This is a genomic window from Bartonella sp. CE47NXGY (genome assembly GCF_042195415.1).
Classification (GTDB): Bacteria; Pseudomonadota; Alphaproteobacteria; order Rhizobiales; family Rhizobiaceae; genus Bartonella.
Genome location: NZ_JBHIOI010000214.1, coordinates 1 through 766, shown reverse-complemented (window position 1 = coordinate 766; position 766 = coordinate 1). Strand labels below are relative to the sequence as shown.

Here is a 766-nt window from a genome sequence, read left to right as displayed (position 1 = left end):
TCACGCTCTTCAGCCCATTCATAATAGGTTTCTACCTTTTCATATCGTCCATAATGGAGAGGGTCATGCATAAGATAAGCCATGACAAGGTTTTCAAACAGCGTTCCCAATTCACGGGGTGATTTTGCTTGTTGACGATAATATTCCAAGAGAGAGCGTAAAGAGACATGTTCATGATCATAATGATGAGGGCGAAGCATAAAGAATAAACTCCATGACAATATATTCTATTGATTAATTCTCTTCAAAAGAATCAAAATGAAGCTTATTAAATCCATTTTGAATGAATAGTGTGAAAAATTCGGAAAATGCTAAAAAGCGGATAAATTTTTTCAAAAAGTTTTTTAAATGCTGTTTATCCACAGCCCATGATACGGGATCAGATCAGCAAAATAGTGAAATTTGCTGTTTATTTGATGTGTTAATTGACCTGTTAATCAAGACAAATGCACCATGGACTTTAAAACATCAGAATGAGTATTTTGATAAGTTTTATGAATTATTTTACAGATAGGTTTTGTCTGTTTTTAAAACCCCCAAAACACCTACAAAACATATATTATTGGTTGAATTTATAGGTTGTAATTTCAATATAGGTTGTTTTTTAGATCTGTAAAATATTAACTACTTGAAATATAATAACTTTTATTTTTGACTAAAAAATATATATAAAGGGGGGGTAAAAAGAACCCCCATACCCCCAAAAACCTCCAAAACCTCCAAAACCAATAGATGGGGAATGTTTTGAAGGTTTCATTTTATGAAT

1 protein-coding gene is annotated in these 766 nt (G+C 31.6%); it reads right to left on the bottom strand.

The genetic code is table 11. The features are described from left to right. A partial coding sequence (locus ACFIL3_RS10725) for a hypothetical protein (RefSeq protein ID WP_375682274.1) occupies positions 1 to 200 on the bottom strand: 200 nt, incomplete at its 3' end. Between the last annotated feature and the right edge of the window lie 566 nt (positions 201 to 766).